The following is a 14,721-nucleotide window of genomic DNA, read 5'->3' as shown; positions in this document are numbered from 1 at the left end:
GGCTCTCATCGACCGCTGCCGTTGAGAGCCGACGCTATACGTTTTGAGGGTTTTGCCTGTTGCACAATAAAATGATGCAAACTGGCCGACGCTATGCGTTTTGAGATTGTTCCCATTCATCTTTCGTAATCACCCGCAAAATGGCGTCGTAGCTGCGGTCGATCAGCGGGAAGTAGTCGCCGTCCTTGCGGCACACTGCCCGCATCCCGCAATGCTCCATCACTTTGCCGGAAGCGGGGTTCTCGACATAGTGCCCGCCCCACACGGCGTTGCATTTTAGGTCTACGAACGCGTGCCGGATCATCGCCTGCAGCGCTTCGGTCATCATGCCCTGCCCCCAGAACGGCCGTCCGATCCAGTAGCCGAGCACCCGGTCGCCGTCGTCGTGGGCGAGTGCCTGTTCCAGCTTGCTTTCGTCAACGCCTTCGAAGAGGCTATGTCCGTCAATGGCTTCCCGCACGAATTCGCCGGCATGGTCGCCGGGCTCGGCTTTCTTGAGTTCGATGGCCCCGATCGGGCTGTCGTTGCCGCGCAAAGTGATGGCATAGTTTTCGTCGCCGGTGAAGACGTTATCGAGAGTGTTCAGGCTTTCCTCGACATTGCGGTGTGGCATCCACCCGCAGCGAATCCCGATTTCGGGGTCACTGGCATAACGGAACAGAGATTCGGCCTCGGCGTGGTCGTCATGTTTCCAAGGACGCAGAATGAGTCGTTCGGTGGTGATTTGCATAGCATTATTATAGGAACAAACGTGAGGTTGGGAATGGCCGGAATGTCGTTTACCCTGGGAATGTTTTAAGGTAAACGGCAAATGCAGCGGTTGGGATGTGGCCGGGATGTCACTTACCATGGAAGCGATTCACCTTAAGCGGCAAAGCGGTAATCACGCAAGTCGCAGTTTGCAGCCGCGGGAATTGGGGGAGCGCGGCAATTGAAAAACACTGACAGTTTTCATGGAAGTCGAAGGATTCCGCCGGTGTCGCTGGGTTGTATGGGGAGCTGAGGTACACCCTTGTCCTCTGCTCCTTAGTCGGCCAGTCTAGCAGACGTTTTGCCCGCAGCGGTTCAAAATCCATGGTTTGATATCTTAGATTAGAAACTTTCACATTTGACTTATCTGGATTGGGTGCGCGTTTGACGGCACAAACGGCGTCAATCCGCGGTTTCGTAGGCCGGTAGCGGCTCATAGTGCGGTAATGGAAAAATTTTGACATTGTGCCCGAGCCTAAAAGTAAAGTGGAATTATCGGTATTTTTCATTTTGAGGAACCGGAAGGGGCATTGGTGGGCAGCAGTCACAACGACATCATCGATGGGTTTTCCACGATTGACAATCCCACCAGCGCACCCGCAGAGGATTCGTTCATCGAAAAGAAGTCCGAATTCATCGGTGATGCCTGCCATATCGAGACCCTCGACGAGGCGCTCGCGTTCGTGCAATCCGTGCGTGAGAAGCATCCCAAGGCCCGTCACGTCGCCTTCGCAGCGATCCTCGGTGCTACTGAAGGTTCGGCCAAGGAACGGATGAGTGATGACGGGGAGCCGAGCGGTACCGCGGGCAAGCCGATTCTTGACGTGATTCGCATGGGCAAGCTCACCGATTGCGTCATCGCTGTCACTCGCTATTTTGGCGGCATTCTTCTGGGTTCAGGCGGCCTGATCCGCGCCTATTCCACAGCCGCTTCGATGGCGGTCAAGGCGGCAAAAATTGAGCGGATCGTGCCGATGCAGCATTATCGCGTCGTGCTGGAATACCCGTGGCTGGGCCGTTTCGAGCAGTTGCTGGCAGAGGTCGGCGGCAACGAGGAATCCAGGGAATTCACCGACCGAGTAACCATGCGTTTTGCGATTCCATCGGCCGCGGCAGAAGCGTTTGAGGCGCGCGTCCGCGAGGCGTTCAACGCCCGCGCAAGATTGTTGCGTCTTTAGCGCACGATGCCTATTTTATTGTTGCGAACTTTGTTTCTGTCTTGATAAGGGCTCTCCGCCTCGCGTTAAGCTGGAGCCATGAGTGAAATGGAACAGGGTGATAATATGGGTCAAGAGACGGGCGAAACGCCGGTTGATGAGGCTTCACTTGGTGGGGCAGAGCCTTCGGAAGAGTCGGATATGGCCGGAAGCGACGACGAGCAGCAATTTTCGGACGGGCAGGACGACGATTTTGACGATACCTCGGATGATTTCGACGATGACGATGATGATTCATCGGATTTGGATGATTCCGGTTCCGACGAGACTTTGAATTCCAGTGATTCCGATGATTCCAACGATTCCGGCAGTGATGATGGGGCTGATAATGTCGATTTCGAGCCGCTGACCGACAGCTACGAGGAACTCCGGCATACGGAGGATTCCGCCGAATTGAGCGCTGCCGCCCGCAAGCCGCTGCCTCCGAAGTCCGATCAGGCAGCATTCTCCCGTGCCACGGCATTGCTTGAGGCGGTGGCCGGCAACCAGCACACCCCGCTTGAAGACCGCATTTTCCTGGCAGAAACCATGCCGTTCCCGAACATTCTGGTCAAGCTTTCCGAAGACGAGAACGATGAGGTCCGCAAGGCCGTCGCCGCCAATACCGCCGACAAGAACTGGCTGGTCGGCAGACTTACCAAAGACAAGGTAAGCGAGGTTTGTGAGGCCGCATTGCGTAATCCACGGACCTCGTGGAAGATGCGACTTGAGGGCGCGCAGAACCCTGAAACCACGTCCGATACGCTTGATTTCCTAGGCAAACTCGGCGTCGAATCAGAGCCGGACGCCCCAGCAATCCTTTCGGCAATGGTCCGTCGTGCCGTCGCGCTCAACCCGAACTGCTCGCAGGCCACTTTGTCCAAGCTTGCGCAGGATCCCTCCGTCGATGTCCAGCATGCCGCCCAGAAACGCCTCGCTTGAGGGTAGTGCATTATTAATACTGACGGCAAGATATTTCCCCCTGATTTTCGTATGTGTTGAATTTTCAAAACATATGTTTTCCAGCAGGATTGTCTTGTGAGCGGCATAATCGCTGATTAAAAGGTTCGCCCAGAGGAGTGCCGAAACGTTTAATCGTGTTGCTTGTGTTGTTGTGTGATGAATGATGGGTTGCGCATAGGAGCGCATGCTTTTGTATTTGAAAGTTTAGAAGTATTAGATTCCGCCGATTGCTGGTACAAGAGGAGTAGGTTGTATCGGATAATTTTTCTGATGTTTTGTTAATCAGTTACCGGTCTTTTTTGATTAAAAAGGCGTATGGCAAAATATGCCCACGGTTGTGTATATTTAAGTGATAGGCATGTGCAGTATTGTATTAGTTAGATACTTATTACAGAGTTGTTTGGTGTTGTAGTCGTGATGTGTGTACAAGGGGAGTCTGATATGGGTGTGCGTAGAATGGCTGGCAAATTGCTGACGGGGCTTGTCGCCCTGGCTGTCACGTTCAGTGTCGCCCAGCCAGCTGCGTTCGCGTCGGAAATCCCTAATGTCTCCACTACTTCCCAGTCTTCGGCACAAAATCCGTCTGCTACAGGGACTACAAGTACGGCTGCAAATTCGTCAACGGTATCTAATCCTTCACAATCCGCACCTCAACAGGGTTCTTCATCTCAGAATCAGACGTCTCCATCTTCGATACCAGCTGCACCTGCTGGTTCATCCGCGTCTTCTGGTGCTTCGAGTTCAGGCAGGAAAGATGTCGCGGATGGTAAAAAGCCCGGTTCCTCAGATTCTGGTCAAAAAGATCCTTCGTCGGCGAAGGCCCCTTCATCTTCAGGAGCATCTTCCTCTGCTTCGGTGTCTGAAAACGATGCTTCGCTCGGTTCAAGTTCCTCGTCAACGGCTTCCACTTCATCTGATTCGAATCATGCGTCTTCTGCAGATGAAGATTCGAACGGGGGGGGGCTGCTAATCAGCCCGATTCCCCGGCCACTGACACTTCTCCGCAGGTAGGTCCCCAATCTGATCCGCCGCAAAGTACAACAGTGGTTTCACCACAAGGGGTCACATGCAATACGGTTCCGCGACATCATCCGTGGTCAGGTTCTGGAGGAACGTTACTTTATAACATTCAACTTAGTAGTGACGGCAATGATTGCGTACTTGAGCTTGAAAGCGGAACCATTCCAAATTTTGGGAATCAAGGATATTTCGCGCCGTGGGTCAGTAATGGAGGTCAATGGGCTTGGTACAAGCGGTACGACATTACGAAAATTGAAGTGACTGGGAATATCAAGGTTCTAGATGCATGGTCTCTGTTTCTAGGATTGGCGGGAGTTCGCGTTGCCGATGTCGGTAAATTGGATTTTTCCCAATTGCAGTGTATCGATACCATGGGTCTATTCGATACGATGTCATCTCTTACCAAGATTATCGGTTTGGATAAATGGGACACTTCCAAGTTTGGGGATATGCAGACTATGTTTAGAGAGGATACCTCATTGACACAACTGGATTTGTCGTCTTGGGATATCAGGAATGTTCCGGATACTGGTTTTAAAGGTGTTTTTGAACATTGTGGTGGGAATCTTCATTTTTTGAAGCTAAATCCAAACATCTGGCTGCGGCCATTGAAAAATTCATATCTGCACGGTGATGATCAAACTTGGAACAACCAGCAGTGGATTTCACAAGATGGTCTGTGGAAAGGTCAGCCTTTTTCTGACGGTATCCATCCCAATGCTGGTTCTCCCAAGCAGTGGTATGGGCTTGTGTCCTCGCCATCGGTGTCTTTTGATGTCAATGGTGGTTCGACGATTGATGTCCCAACACGTTTGCAGATTAACTGGCCGGATCAGGTTGACAGTTCAGTAACGTTGCCGGCAGCCTCGGTAATGTCTCGTTCAGGTTATCGCTTTTCCGGGTGGAGCAAGACTTCCACGCCTTCAAGTGCTGATTACATGGCCGGACAAGTAGTGGACTTGCCTTTGGGCGGAGTAGCAGACCGGATACTTTATGCAGTGTGGATGCCTACTCCCACCGTGTCGAATGATCTGGTGTTCCCCTGGATGAACGGCGGTGTTGCTGACAAGGTAAAGGTTTTAGGAACCGTTCCGCAAGGGGCCAATATTTATGCCTTGCAGGCAAGCGACAAGATCGAAGTTTCGTTGATGCCGAAAGACAGCCCGAGCTCGACTACGCCGAGTGTAGGTACTGCTGCGGCGGCGAATGACGTGACTCTGAACACGACATTGTGTACGTCGACCGCATGCAATTGGTCGGCGACATTCCCCATGTCAGCCTTATCTGATGCCGATCATGTCGGCCAAGGTATGTCGTATGTGTTCCGCGCACTGCTGGTGACAGGGTCCGCCGGTAATTCGGATTACGCGTTCTCTGCGGGCAAGCAGGCTGATGTGGTCGCTCCTGTGATTGCGGATACGACGTTCAACAAGAACGCGCGCACGGTGTCGGGCGTGGTGTGGAGTGGTGATGCCATCAAGCAGACCAGTCGTGTCAAGGAAACGAAGTTCACTGTGACGGTGACTTGGCCGACCGGCTCGTCAACTTCATCCACGACGTTGACCTGTACCGATGGAACCGCGTCCGTTTCAGGTGCGACCTGTCCAACTTCAGGTTCCGGTGAAGGCACTTTCATGTTGCCGGTGCCCAGTGATGGTGTAGTGCTCAACGGCAATTCGCAGATGCAGGCGAAGGACGCCCCTGCCGCCGCCGAGCCGACGCTGGTAGGCACTGGCGAGCCCAACGTCTCAGCGGCGGTGACGTTCGATACCACGCTGCCCGTGGTCAGCTCGCTGCCCATGACCGGTGGCGATGCCCCAACCGCGTGGTGGCACCACATCCTGCTCCCCGCGATCTTTGCCGGCATGCTCGCAATGGTGGTCGGCGCTCGCCGTCGGCGCCTCGCCATGAAGCGCTGATTTCTCCGTGTTGCAGTTAGTCGGGGGTTTAGGTACAATGGTGAGTTGTTGTGTTTCCCTAGAGGGGTCCTTCAAAGCGCTTTCCCACTCGCACTAGGACTTTCAGGGAGCCCACGGATAAAGCGGTCGGAAAGGCATCATCGCAAGGTTTTGCCGATTTGGCCGGGAACACAATATAAAGAAAAGGTACACTCGTGAAAACTTTCACACCGAAGCCAGCTGATCTGACTCACGACTGGTACATCATTGACGCCACCGACGTGGTGCTGGGTAAGCTTGCAACCAGGGCAGCGCTTTTGCTGCGCGGCAAGAACAAGCCGACTTTCGCTCCCAACGCCGATTTGGGCGATCACGTGATCATCATCAACGCCGAGAAGATCGCGTTGACTGGCAAGAAGATGGACAAGGTGCTCTATGCGCACTCCGGTCGTCCCGGCGGCCTTCGCGCCGATAGCTACGCCGATTTGCTCAAGCGCAATCCTGAGCGCATCGTCCGCGAAGCGGTCAAGGGCATGATGCCGAAGAACCGCCTGTCCAAGGTTGAACTCGATCGTCTCCACGTTTTCGCTGGTCCCGATCACCCGCACACCCCGCAGAAGCCCCAGCCGGTTGAGATCGCTGCGGTTTCGCAGCAGGCCAAGTGAACCGAGAGGAGATAACGAATCATGGCTGAAAATACCAATAACTCCGCGGTTCAAGAGACCGAAGAGGAACTTACTTCATTTACTACTGAAACCAACGCCGGTGCTGGCACCGGTGCTTCCACCATCGCCCCGGGCTACGGCACGGGTCGTCGCAAGGAAGCCATCGCCCGCGTGCGTTTGGTTCCTGGTTCCGGCAAGTGGACCATCAACGGCCGCACCCTGGAGGAGTTCTTCCCCTCCCGTCTGCAGCAGCGTGAGGTCAACTCCCCGATCGTTCTGCTCAAGCTTGAGAACAAGTTCGATGTCATCGTCCTCGTTGAGGGCGGCGGCACCACCGGTCAGGCCGGCGCCATCCGCCTCGGCGTGGCCCGTGCACTGAATGCCATTGACCGTGACGCCAACCGCGCCGCGCTCAAGAAGGCCGGCTTCCTCACTCGCGACGCCCGCGTCGTGGAGCGCAAGAAGGCAGGCCTGCACAAGGCACGTCGTGCGCCTCAGTTCTCGAAGCGTTGATTTTCGTCTTCAAAGCTGTTTTCAATCCCTCCCAACCCGAATGGTTGTGGAGGGATTTTTGTATTCTTGGCGGTCTGTGGACGCGATTTCTGCCTGGTATGCGATGAAAATCAGCCGATCAACCGCTCGTGCCGGTAGTCAAGGTCTGCAAGTAGATTCAGCTTCACGACATTTAACAAGCTCAAAGGAGCCATCATGAAACCAATGTCCGATTTCACCACCGATCTGCAACATTCCGGCATGCCGGCCAAGGATCTTGACGAAACCATCGAGTTCTACACCAAGAAAATGGGATTCGAGCTGGTCGGCGTTTTCCCGAACGGCAAGAACCGTTGCGCGTTCCTGCGTTATGGCCACCTGACCATCGAGACTTGGGAAGGCGATCCGGTGGCGATGAAGGATGGCGCCATCAACCACTGGGCATTCGACACCCCCGACATCGAGGCCGCGTTCGAAAATGCCAAGGCGATTGGCCTTGAACTTAAGGACAAGGAGATTCAGTCGATCTCCACGTTCTGGAAGAACGGCATCCGTTACTTCAACGTTTACGGCCCCAACCGCGAGACCATCGAGTTCTGCCAGATCGTCTGAGACGATGGTTCACTGCGCGTAACGCATTCTTAGCGTCCAAGAACCTAGGCGGCCGGTTCGGCTTACGTGCTGGCTTATCTGTGACGGCGGTAATCATGATGATGCATGTTCATGGTTGCCGCCGGTTTTTGTTTTGTTTTGCAAATACTGATGTTTCTTTATATTGGCTTGCTTATCGGCTCACAGCATAGACGCCGGGAGAATTGGCTATTTGATGGGTATGTGAACGCTAACGTAACCTTGATTTTTATATAGTGGAATGTTTTGTTTTGTTCGTTTGAACACGATAATGCTGATTTCGAACAAAATTTGCGCAAGTTCGCATACGGTTCTGCGCAAAAACGAACATAATGTACGACTTAAGATTTCAAGCCGAAACAAAACGGCAAACGTAGCATTGCCTGTTATATTGTGACCTGAGTCACATTGAAGTAACGATGTGCAGCACGATATGACTGCGAATAGAAAGGGAAGTCATGACGGCACAAAAGAATGCTGGGACTTCACCCACCAAGAAAACTGCAACGAACGAAACGCCCGATGTCAGACGCGAGGTCGACGAACTGGTCGCACGCGGGGTCGAGGCGCTGAACCAATTCGAGAAACTCAACCAGGAGCAGGTCGACCGCATTGTCGCCAAGGCGTCGGTCGCCGCCCTGAACAAGCATTTGGTGCTGGCAAAGATGGCCGTCGATGAGACGGGCCGTGGCTTGGTGGAGGACAAGGCCACCAAGAACATCTTCGCCTGCGAACATGTCACCCACTATCTGGCCGGGCAGAAGACTGTCGGCATTATTCGCGAAGACGACGTGATGGGCATCGACGAGGTGGCCGAGCCGGTTGGCGTGGTCGCCGGCGTCACACCAGTCACCAACCCGACGTCCACCACGATCTTCAAGTCGTTGATCGCCTTGAAGACGCGTTGTCCGATTGTTTTCGGGTTCCACCCGTTCGCCCAGAAGTGTTCGGTTGAGGCAGCGCGCATCGTGCGTGACGCGGCGGTGGCGGCCGGCGCCCCGAAGGATTGCATCCAGTGGATCGAACACCCCTCGGTTGAGGCTACGGGCGCACTGATGACGCATCCTGATGTCGCCACGATTCTCGCCACCGGCGGCCCCGGCATGGTCAAGGCCGCGTATTCCTCCGGCAAGCCCGCGCTCGGCGTGGGTGCCGGCAATGCGCCTGCATATGTGGACGCGAACGTCGACGTCAAGCGCGTGGCCAACGATCTGGTGCTTTCCAAGCATTTTGATTACGGCATGATCTGCGCCACCGAACAGGGCATCATCGCCCACGCCGACATCTACGAGCGTCTCGCCGACGAATTGAAGCGTCGCAAGGCCTATTTCGTCAACGCCGATGAGAAGGCCAAGCTTGAGCAGTACATGTTCGGCTGCACGGCCTATTCCGGTGGCAAACCGAAGCTCAACTCCGTCGTCCCCGGCAAATCCCCACAGTACATCGCCCGTGAGGCCGGTTTCACTGTTCCCGATGACGCCACGATTCTGGTCGCCGAATGCAAGGAAGTGGGGGAGCAGGAGCCGTTGACGCTCGAAAAGCTCTGCCCGGTCCACGCCATGCTGCGTTTTGAGACCGAGGAACAGGGCTTCAACATGTGCGAAGGCATGCTGAAGTTCGGCGCCGGCCACACCGCTGTCATTCACTCAGACGATCACGACCTCGTGAAGCGGTATGGCCTGAAGATGCACGCCTGCCGCATCGTCTGGAACCAGCCCTCGGCACTGGGCGGCATCGGCGATATCTACAACGCCATCGCCCCGTCCCTGACGCTCGGCTGCGGCTCCTACGGCGGCAATTCCGTCTCCGGCAACGTCCAGGCCGTCAACCTGCTGAACATCAAGCGCATCGCGCGAAGGAACAACAATATGCAATGGTTCAAAGTCCCGCCGAAGACCTATTTCGAGCCCAACGCCATCCGGTATCTGCATGACATGTACAACATCCGCCGGGTGGTCATCGTCTGCGACAAGGTTATGGAACAGCTTGGCATCGTCGACAAGGTCATCGACCAGTTGCGTTCTCGCCCGGAACCGGTCACGTTCCGCACCATCGATTACATCGAGCCGGAACCGTCCGTCGAGACCGTGGAGCGCGGCGCGGCCATGATGCGCGACGAATTCCGCCCCGACACCATCATCGCGGTGGGTGGCGGCTCTCCGATGGATGCGGCCAAGATCATGTGGCTTTTGTACGAGCACCCCGAAATCTCCTTCGACGACGTTCGCGAGAAGTTCTTCGACATTCGCAAGCGTGCCTTCCGTATTCCGCCGCTCGGGAGCAAGGCCAAGCTAGTGTGCATCCCGACGTCTTCCGGCACCGGTTCCGAGGTCACGCCCTTCGCCGTGATCACCGATCACAAGACCGGCTACAAGTACCCGATCACCGATTATGCACTGACCCCGTCCGTTGCCATCGTCGACCCGGTCCTGGCCCGCACCCAACCGCCGACGCTGGCCAGCAACACCGGTTTCGACGCGCTGACGCACTGCATGGAGTCCTACGTCTCCGTCTACTCCAACGATTTTACCGACGGCATGGCCCTGCACGCCGCCAAGCTCATCTGGGACAACCTCGCCACCTCGGTTTGCGCCGAGCCCGGTGAGGCCAAGATCAAGGCCCAGGAGAAGATGCACAACGCCGCCACGATGGCCGGCATGGCCTTCGGCTCAGCATTCTTGGGGATGTGCCACGGCATGGCCCACACCATCGGTGCGCTCTGCGACGTGGCCCACGGGCACACCAACGCAATCCTGCTGCCGTACGTCATCCGCTACAACGGCTCGATTCCGCAGGAGCCCACGAGTTGGCCGAAGTACGACAAGTACGTTGCGCCCGAGCGCTACCAGGAATTCGCCCGTGTGCTCGGCGTCGACCCCGGCAAAAGCCCGGAAGAAGGAGTGGAGAACCTTGCGCTTGCGGTGGAGGACTACCGTGACAACAAGCTCGGCATGGATTCCAGTTTCCAGCAGTGCGGCGTCGATGAGACCTATTTCTGGAGCATTCTCGACCAGATTGGCATGCGCGCCTATGAAGACCAGTGCACCCCCGCGAATCCTCGCATTCCGCAGATCGAGGACATGAAGGACATCGCCATTGCCGCCTATTACGGCATTTCCCAGGCCGAGGGCCACGCCCGTCGCCAGGAACGCGAAGCGACCACGTCGGTCACCGAAGTGGAAGTGGTTGAAAGCTGACAGCTTCAAATAAAAGTTGATTATGCCTGCCGTTTACGTGACGGTGGGCATAATTATTTTTTTAAAAATTTGTATGATTTATTGCCGAAAATGTAATTATTGTATAGGACTTTTTTTAAAAAATTTGAACTATTCTGAAGTGATGAAAACTACATGGAAGTAGTATGCAAATGTCCTGTAAACCAAGCAATGTCAACGACACGCCCGAATTTTTCTAGTAGCCCCCCGATGCTTTAATAGAACAGTTGCCTGTTTTGGGCTCGCAAATTGTAAGAAAAAGAGCGAGTGCAGCCCGGTGCCGTCCTCTCGAAGGCGCTGTAGTGCTGCACACTGATGTGGTTCGGCCACGGGATTTCCCGGGGGTCGTACGCGCCGGTGTCCTTAAAATGGGTTGGTAATGTCAACAATCGCTAGAAAGGGCGGACGGCAATGGCGGGACAGAAAATCCGCATCAGGCTTAAGTCCTATGACCATGAGGTCATCGACCAATCGGCGAAGAAAATCGTCGAGACGGTCACGAACGCGGGTGCCACTGTGGTGGGCCCGGTTCCTCTGCCTACTGAGAAGAACGTCTTTGTGGTAATTCGTTCTCCTCATAAATACAAGGATTCTCGCGAGCAATTCGAGATGCGCACTCATAAGCGCCTCATCGACATCGTGGACCCGACTCCCAAGGCCGTGGATTCACTGATGCATATCGATTTGCCTGCGGATGTCAATATCGAGATCAAGCTGTAAAGGAGGGGAGAAGCATGTCGTTGCAGAAAGCAAATCGTTCTGCACTGCTGGGCCGCAAGCTTGGTATGTCGCAGGTTTGGGACGAGCAGGGTTTCTTCGTTCCCGTGACGCTCGTTGATGTGTCCACGAATGTGGTCACATGCGTCAAGACCGAAGAGAGTGACGGCTATAAGGCCGTTCAGCTCGGCTACGGTCAGATTGATCCCACCAAGGTGACCAAGCCCATGGCTGGTCATTTCGCGAAGGCGGGCGTCACCCCGCGTCGTCATCTGGTCGAGGTCCGCACGGACAACGTCGACGATTTCAAGCCCGGTCAGGAACTGACCGCCGACTTGTTCGCCGATGGTTCGGAAGTGGACGTCACCGGTACGACCAAGGGCAAGGGCTTCGCCGGAACCATCAAGCGTTGGGGCTTCAAGTCCTATCGTCGTACTCACGGCTCTCACAAGAACGAGCGTCGCCCCGGCTCAGTCGGTGCATGCGCTACGCCGAGCCGTATTCTGAAGGGCAAGCGTATGGCCGGTCGTATGGGCCATGTCACTTCCACCGTGCAGAACCTTGAGGTCGTTTCCTCCGATAAGGAGAACGGCGTCATCGCCATCAAGGGTGCTCTTCCAGGGCCCAAGGGTGGCATCGTCCTGCTTCGTTCGGCTGTGAAGGGAGCCTGATAAATCATGGCTAACGTAACACTCAATGTCACCGATGCCAAGGGCAAGTCTGCCGGCTCCGTCGAGGCGCCTGCAGATATCTTCGGCATCTCCAATGAAGAGGTCGAGGCTCACGTTCCGCTGATTCATCAGGTGGTCATCGCTCAGCTCGCTGCTGCTCGTCAGGGCACTCACGCGGTCAAGAACCGTGGAGCTGTATCCGGCGGCGGCAAGAAGCCGTGGAAGCAGAAGGGCACCGGTCGCGCTCGTCAGGGCTCGATCCGCGCTCCTCAGTGGGTTCACGGTGGTATCGCTCACGGCCCAGTGCCGCGTGACTATTCCCAGCACACTCCCAAGAAGATGAAGGCCGGCGCACTGCGCTATGTGCTTTCCAACCGTGCGAACGCCGGTCGCGTCGCCGTTGTCGACTTTGGCATCAAGGACACTCCGTCCACCAAGGCCGCCATCGCTGCGTTGACCCCGGTAAGCAACAATCAGTTCACCACCGTCGTGCTCTCGCGTGACGATGTCAACCTGTGGCTTTCCGTTCGCAACATTCCGACGGTGCACATGATCTTCGCGGATCAGCTCAACACCTACGATGTGGTTACCGCTCAGTATGTCGTCTTCAGCAAGGAAGGCTTCGATGCCTTCGTCGCCGCCAAGACTGAGCCCAAGGAGGCCTGAACGATATGGTAGCTATTCACAATCCCGCCCACGACGTCATCATCAAGCCGGTAGTCTCCGAAAAGAGCTACGCCGCCGGCGACCGTGGTCAGTACACTTTCGTGGTCGCTCCTGATGCCAACAAGGTTCAGATCAAGCAGGCCGTCGAAAAAATCTTCAACGTCAAGGTGACGAACGTCAACACCCTCAACCGCGCCGGCAAGCGCCAGCGCACCCGTACCGGTTTCGGTCAGCGCGTCAATCAGAAGCGCGCGATCGTCACGGTCGCCGAGGGCCAGTCGATCGACATCTTCGGCAACTGAAGCAATAGCCGAAAAAGTCAAAGGAAGAACTAATTATGGCTATCCGCGTATATAAGCCGACGACTCCGGGCCGCCGCAACGCGTCTGTGTCGGATTTCTCCGACCTCACGCGCTCCACGCCTGAGAAGTCGCTGGTACGCAAACTCAACAGCACCGGCGGTCGTAACTCTTACGGCCGTGTGACCTCCCGCCATCGCGGTGGCGGCCACAAGCGCCAGTACCGTCTCATCGATTTCAAGCGTTGGGACAAGGACGGCGTGCCCGCCAAGGTTGCTGAGATCGAATATGATCCGAACCGCTCCGCCCGCATCGCCCTCTTGCACTATGCAGATGGCGAGAAGCGCTACATCGTGGCGCCGAAGGGTGTCAAGCAGGGCGACGTCATCGAGACCGGCGAAAATGCCGATATCAAGCCTGGCAACAATCTGCCGCTGCGCAATATCCCGACCGGTACGATCGTCCACGCCATTGAGCTCCGTCCTTTGGGCGGCGCCAAAATCGCGCGCTCCGCTGGTGCAGGCGTTCAGCTTGTCGCCAAGGACGGTGCCTACGCCCAGCTGCGTATGCCGTCCGGAGAAATCCGCAACGTCGACGCACGCTGCCGCGCAACCGTCGGTGAGGTCGGCAACTCCGATCACGCCAACGTTCAGCTCGGCAAGGCTGGTCGCGCCCGTTGGATGGGCAAGCGCCCGATCACTCGTGGTGAGTCCATGAACCCGGTCGACCACCCGCATGGTGGTACCACTCGCGGTGGTAAGCCGCCAGTGTCGCCGTGGGGCAAGGGCGAAGTTCGTACTCGCCGTCCGAAGAAGGCTTCGAACAAGATGATTGTTCGTCGTCGTCCCAATGGCAAGAACCGTAAGTAAGGAGCGTCGAATAGATGTCACGTAGCATCAAGAAGGGCCCCTTCGTCGACGCCCATTTACAGAAGAAAGTCGACGAACAGAACGAGAAGGGCACGAAGAACGTCATCAAGACGTGGTCGCGCCGTTCGATGATCACCCCGGACTTCATCGGTCACACGTTCGCCGTGCACGATGGTCGCAAGCATGTCCCGGTCTTCGTGACCGAAGCCATGGTCGGCCATAAGCTCGGTGAATTTGCCCCGACGAAGACCTTCCGCGGTCACGTTCATGACGACAAAAAAGCTCGCCGCTAAAGGAAGAGAAAGATTATGGAAGCTAAAGCAATCGCACGTCACGTCCGTGTGACGCCGCGCAAGGCTCGCCGCATGGTCGACCTCATCCGAGGCAAAAAAGTGAGCGAAGCCGTCACCATCCTGAAATTCGCCCCGCAGGACGCCTCTGAGCCAGTGCTCAAGGTTCTGCAGAGCGCCACCGCGAACGCGCGCGTCAAGGCCGACAAGGCAGGCGAAGCGTTCCGTGAGAACGACCTGTATGTGAAAGAGACCTATGTGGATGAAGGCGTGACGCTCAAGCGTTTCCGTGCTCGTGCACAGGGCCGCGCCGGACGCATCAACAAGCGCACCAGCCACATCACCGTCGTTGTCGCCAGCAAGGAAGGAGCCCGCTAAAG

The 14,721-nt window shown here is 56.0% G+C and carries 16 protein-coding genes; 14 read left to right on the top strand and 2 right to left on the bottom strand.

Going from position 1 to position 14,721, the window contains the following annotated elements; translation table 11 throughout:
- Nucleotides 1-91: 91 nt before the first annotated feature.
- The gene (locus PT275_RS05135) at nt 92-730 is read right to left on the bottom strand and encodes a GNAT family N-acetyltransferase (RefSeq protein WP_277152941.1); all 639 of its coding nucleotides are present in this window, start codon (nt 728-730) and stop codon (nt 92-94) included.
- A 595-nt stretch (nt 731-1,325) separates the two neighbouring features.
- Between PT275_RS05135 and PT275_RS05130 the strand changes: the two genes are divergently transcribed.
- Together PT275_RS05130 and PT275_RS05125 are read left to right on the top strand one after the other, a co-directional pair.
- Nucleotides 1,326-1,928 (top strand): YigZ family protein, encoded by a 603-nt coding sequence (locus PT275_RS05130; RefSeq protein ID WP_277153671.1) that lies wholly within the window; start codon nt 1,326-1,328, stop codon nt 1,926-1,928.
- A 309-nt stretch (nt 1,929-2,237) separates the two neighbouring features.
- Complete coding sequence (locus tag PT275_RS05125; RefSeq protein ID WP_277153670.1) at nt 2,238-2,888, top strand: AbrB family transcriptional regulator; 651 nt, start codon at nt 2,238-2,240, stop codon at nt 2,886-2,888.
- A gap of 649 nt (nt 2,889-3,537) precedes the next feature.
- On the opposite strand, the gene PT275_RS05120 is transcribed toward PT275_RS05125, so the two are convergent.
- A complete protein-coding gene (locus PT275_RS05120; protein ID WP_277152939.1) occupies nt 3,538-3,750 on the bottom strand; it encodes a hypothetical protein in 213 nt (70 codons plus the stop codon).
- Between the two features lie 787 nt (nt 3,751-4,537).
- Here PT275_RS05120 and PT275_RS05115 point away from each other — a divergent pair.
- From PT275_RS05115 to rplV, 12 genes are all read left to right on the top strand, one after another.
- Entirely contained in the window at nt 4,538-5,848 is a 1,311-nt protein-coding gene (locus PT275_RS05115; protein WP_277152937.1) for an InlB B-repeat-containing protein, read from the top strand.
- Between the two features lie 194 nt (nt 5,849-6,042).
- Complete coding sequence (gene rplM, locus PT275_RS05110) at nt 6,043-6,492, top strand: 50S ribosomal protein L13 (RefSeq protein WP_277143808.1); 450 nt, start codon at nt 6,043-6,045, stop codon at nt 6,490-6,492.
- Nucleotides 6,493-6,513: 21 nt separating this feature from the next.
- A complete protein-coding gene (gene rpsI / locus PT275_RS05105; RefSeq protein WP_277148890.1) occupies nt 6,514-7,005 on the top strand; it encodes a 30S ribosomal protein S9 in 492 nt (163 codons plus the stop codon).
- 192 nt (nt 7,006-7,197) lie between these two features.
- Nucleotides 7,198-7,596, top strand: a complete 399-nt coding sequence (locus PT275_RS05100; protein ID WP_277153669.1) for a VOC family protein — start codon at nt 7,198-7,200, stop codon at nt 7,594-7,596.
- A 476-nt stretch (nt 7,597-8,072) separates the two neighbouring features.
- Entirely contained in the window at nt 8,073-10,811 is a 2,739-nt protein-coding gene (gene adhE / locus PT275_RS05095) for a bifunctional acetaldehyde-CoA/alcohol dehydrogenase (RefSeq protein ID WP_277152935.1), read from the top strand.
- Nucleotides 10,812-11,240: 429 nt separating this feature from the next.
- Nucleotides 11,241-11,549 carry a 30S ribosomal protein S10 gene (gene rpsJ, locus PT275_RS05090; protein ID WP_277143821.1) on the top strand — a complete coding sequence of 103 codons (309 nt, stop codon included), beginning with the start codon at nt 11,241-11,243 and terminating at the stop codon, nt 11,547-11,549.
- 14 nt (nt 11,550-11,563) lie between these two features.
- The gene (gene rplC, locus PT275_RS05085) at nt 11,564-12,217 is read left to right on the top strand and encodes a 50S ribosomal protein L3 (RefSeq protein WP_277148886.1); all 654 of its coding nucleotides are present in this window, start codon (nt 11,564-11,566) and stop codon (nt 12,215-12,217) included.
- A gap of 6 nt (nt 12,218-12,223) precedes the next feature.
- Complete coding sequence (rplD, locus tag PT275_RS05080; protein ID WP_277152933.1) at nt 12,224-12,883, top strand: 50S ribosomal protein L4; 660 nt, start codon at nt 12,224-12,226, stop codon at nt 12,881-12,883.
- A gap of 5 nt (nt 12,884-12,888) precedes the next feature.
- Nucleotides 12,889-13,185, top strand: coding sequence for a 50S ribosomal protein L23 (gene rplW, locus PT275_RS05075; RefSeq protein WP_277143827.1), 297 nt, complete (start codon nt 12,889-12,891; stop codon nt 13,183-13,185).
- 35 nt (nt 13,186-13,220) lie between these two features.
- A complete protein-coding gene (gene rplB / locus PT275_RS05070; RefSeq protein ID WP_277148880.1) occupies nt 13,221-14,051 on the top strand; it encodes a 50S ribosomal protein L2 in 831 nt (276 codons plus the stop codon).
- A gap of 14 nt (nt 14,052-14,065) precedes the next feature.
- Nucleotides 14,066-14,344, top strand: coding sequence for a 30S ribosomal protein S19 (rpsS, locus tag PT275_RS05065; protein WP_277143831.1), 279 nt, complete (start codon nt 14,066-14,068; stop codon nt 14,342-14,344).
- A 15-nt stretch (nt 14,345-14,359) separates the two neighbouring features.
- Nucleotides 14,360-14,719 carry a 50S ribosomal protein L22 gene (gene rplV / locus PT275_RS05060; RefSeq protein ID WP_277143833.1) on the top strand — a complete coding sequence of 120 codons (360 nt, stop codon included), beginning with the start codon at nt 14,360-14,362 and terminating at the stop codon, nt 14,717-14,719.
- Nucleotides 14,720-14,721: the final 2 nt, after the last annotated feature.

The organism is Bifidobacterium sp. ESL0745, assembly GCF_029433335.1.
Classification (GTDB): domain Bacteria; phylum Actinomycetota; class Actinomycetes; order Actinomycetales; family Bifidobacteriaceae; genus Bifidobacterium.
This window is presented reverse-complemented; position numbering and strand designations above follow the sequence as displayed.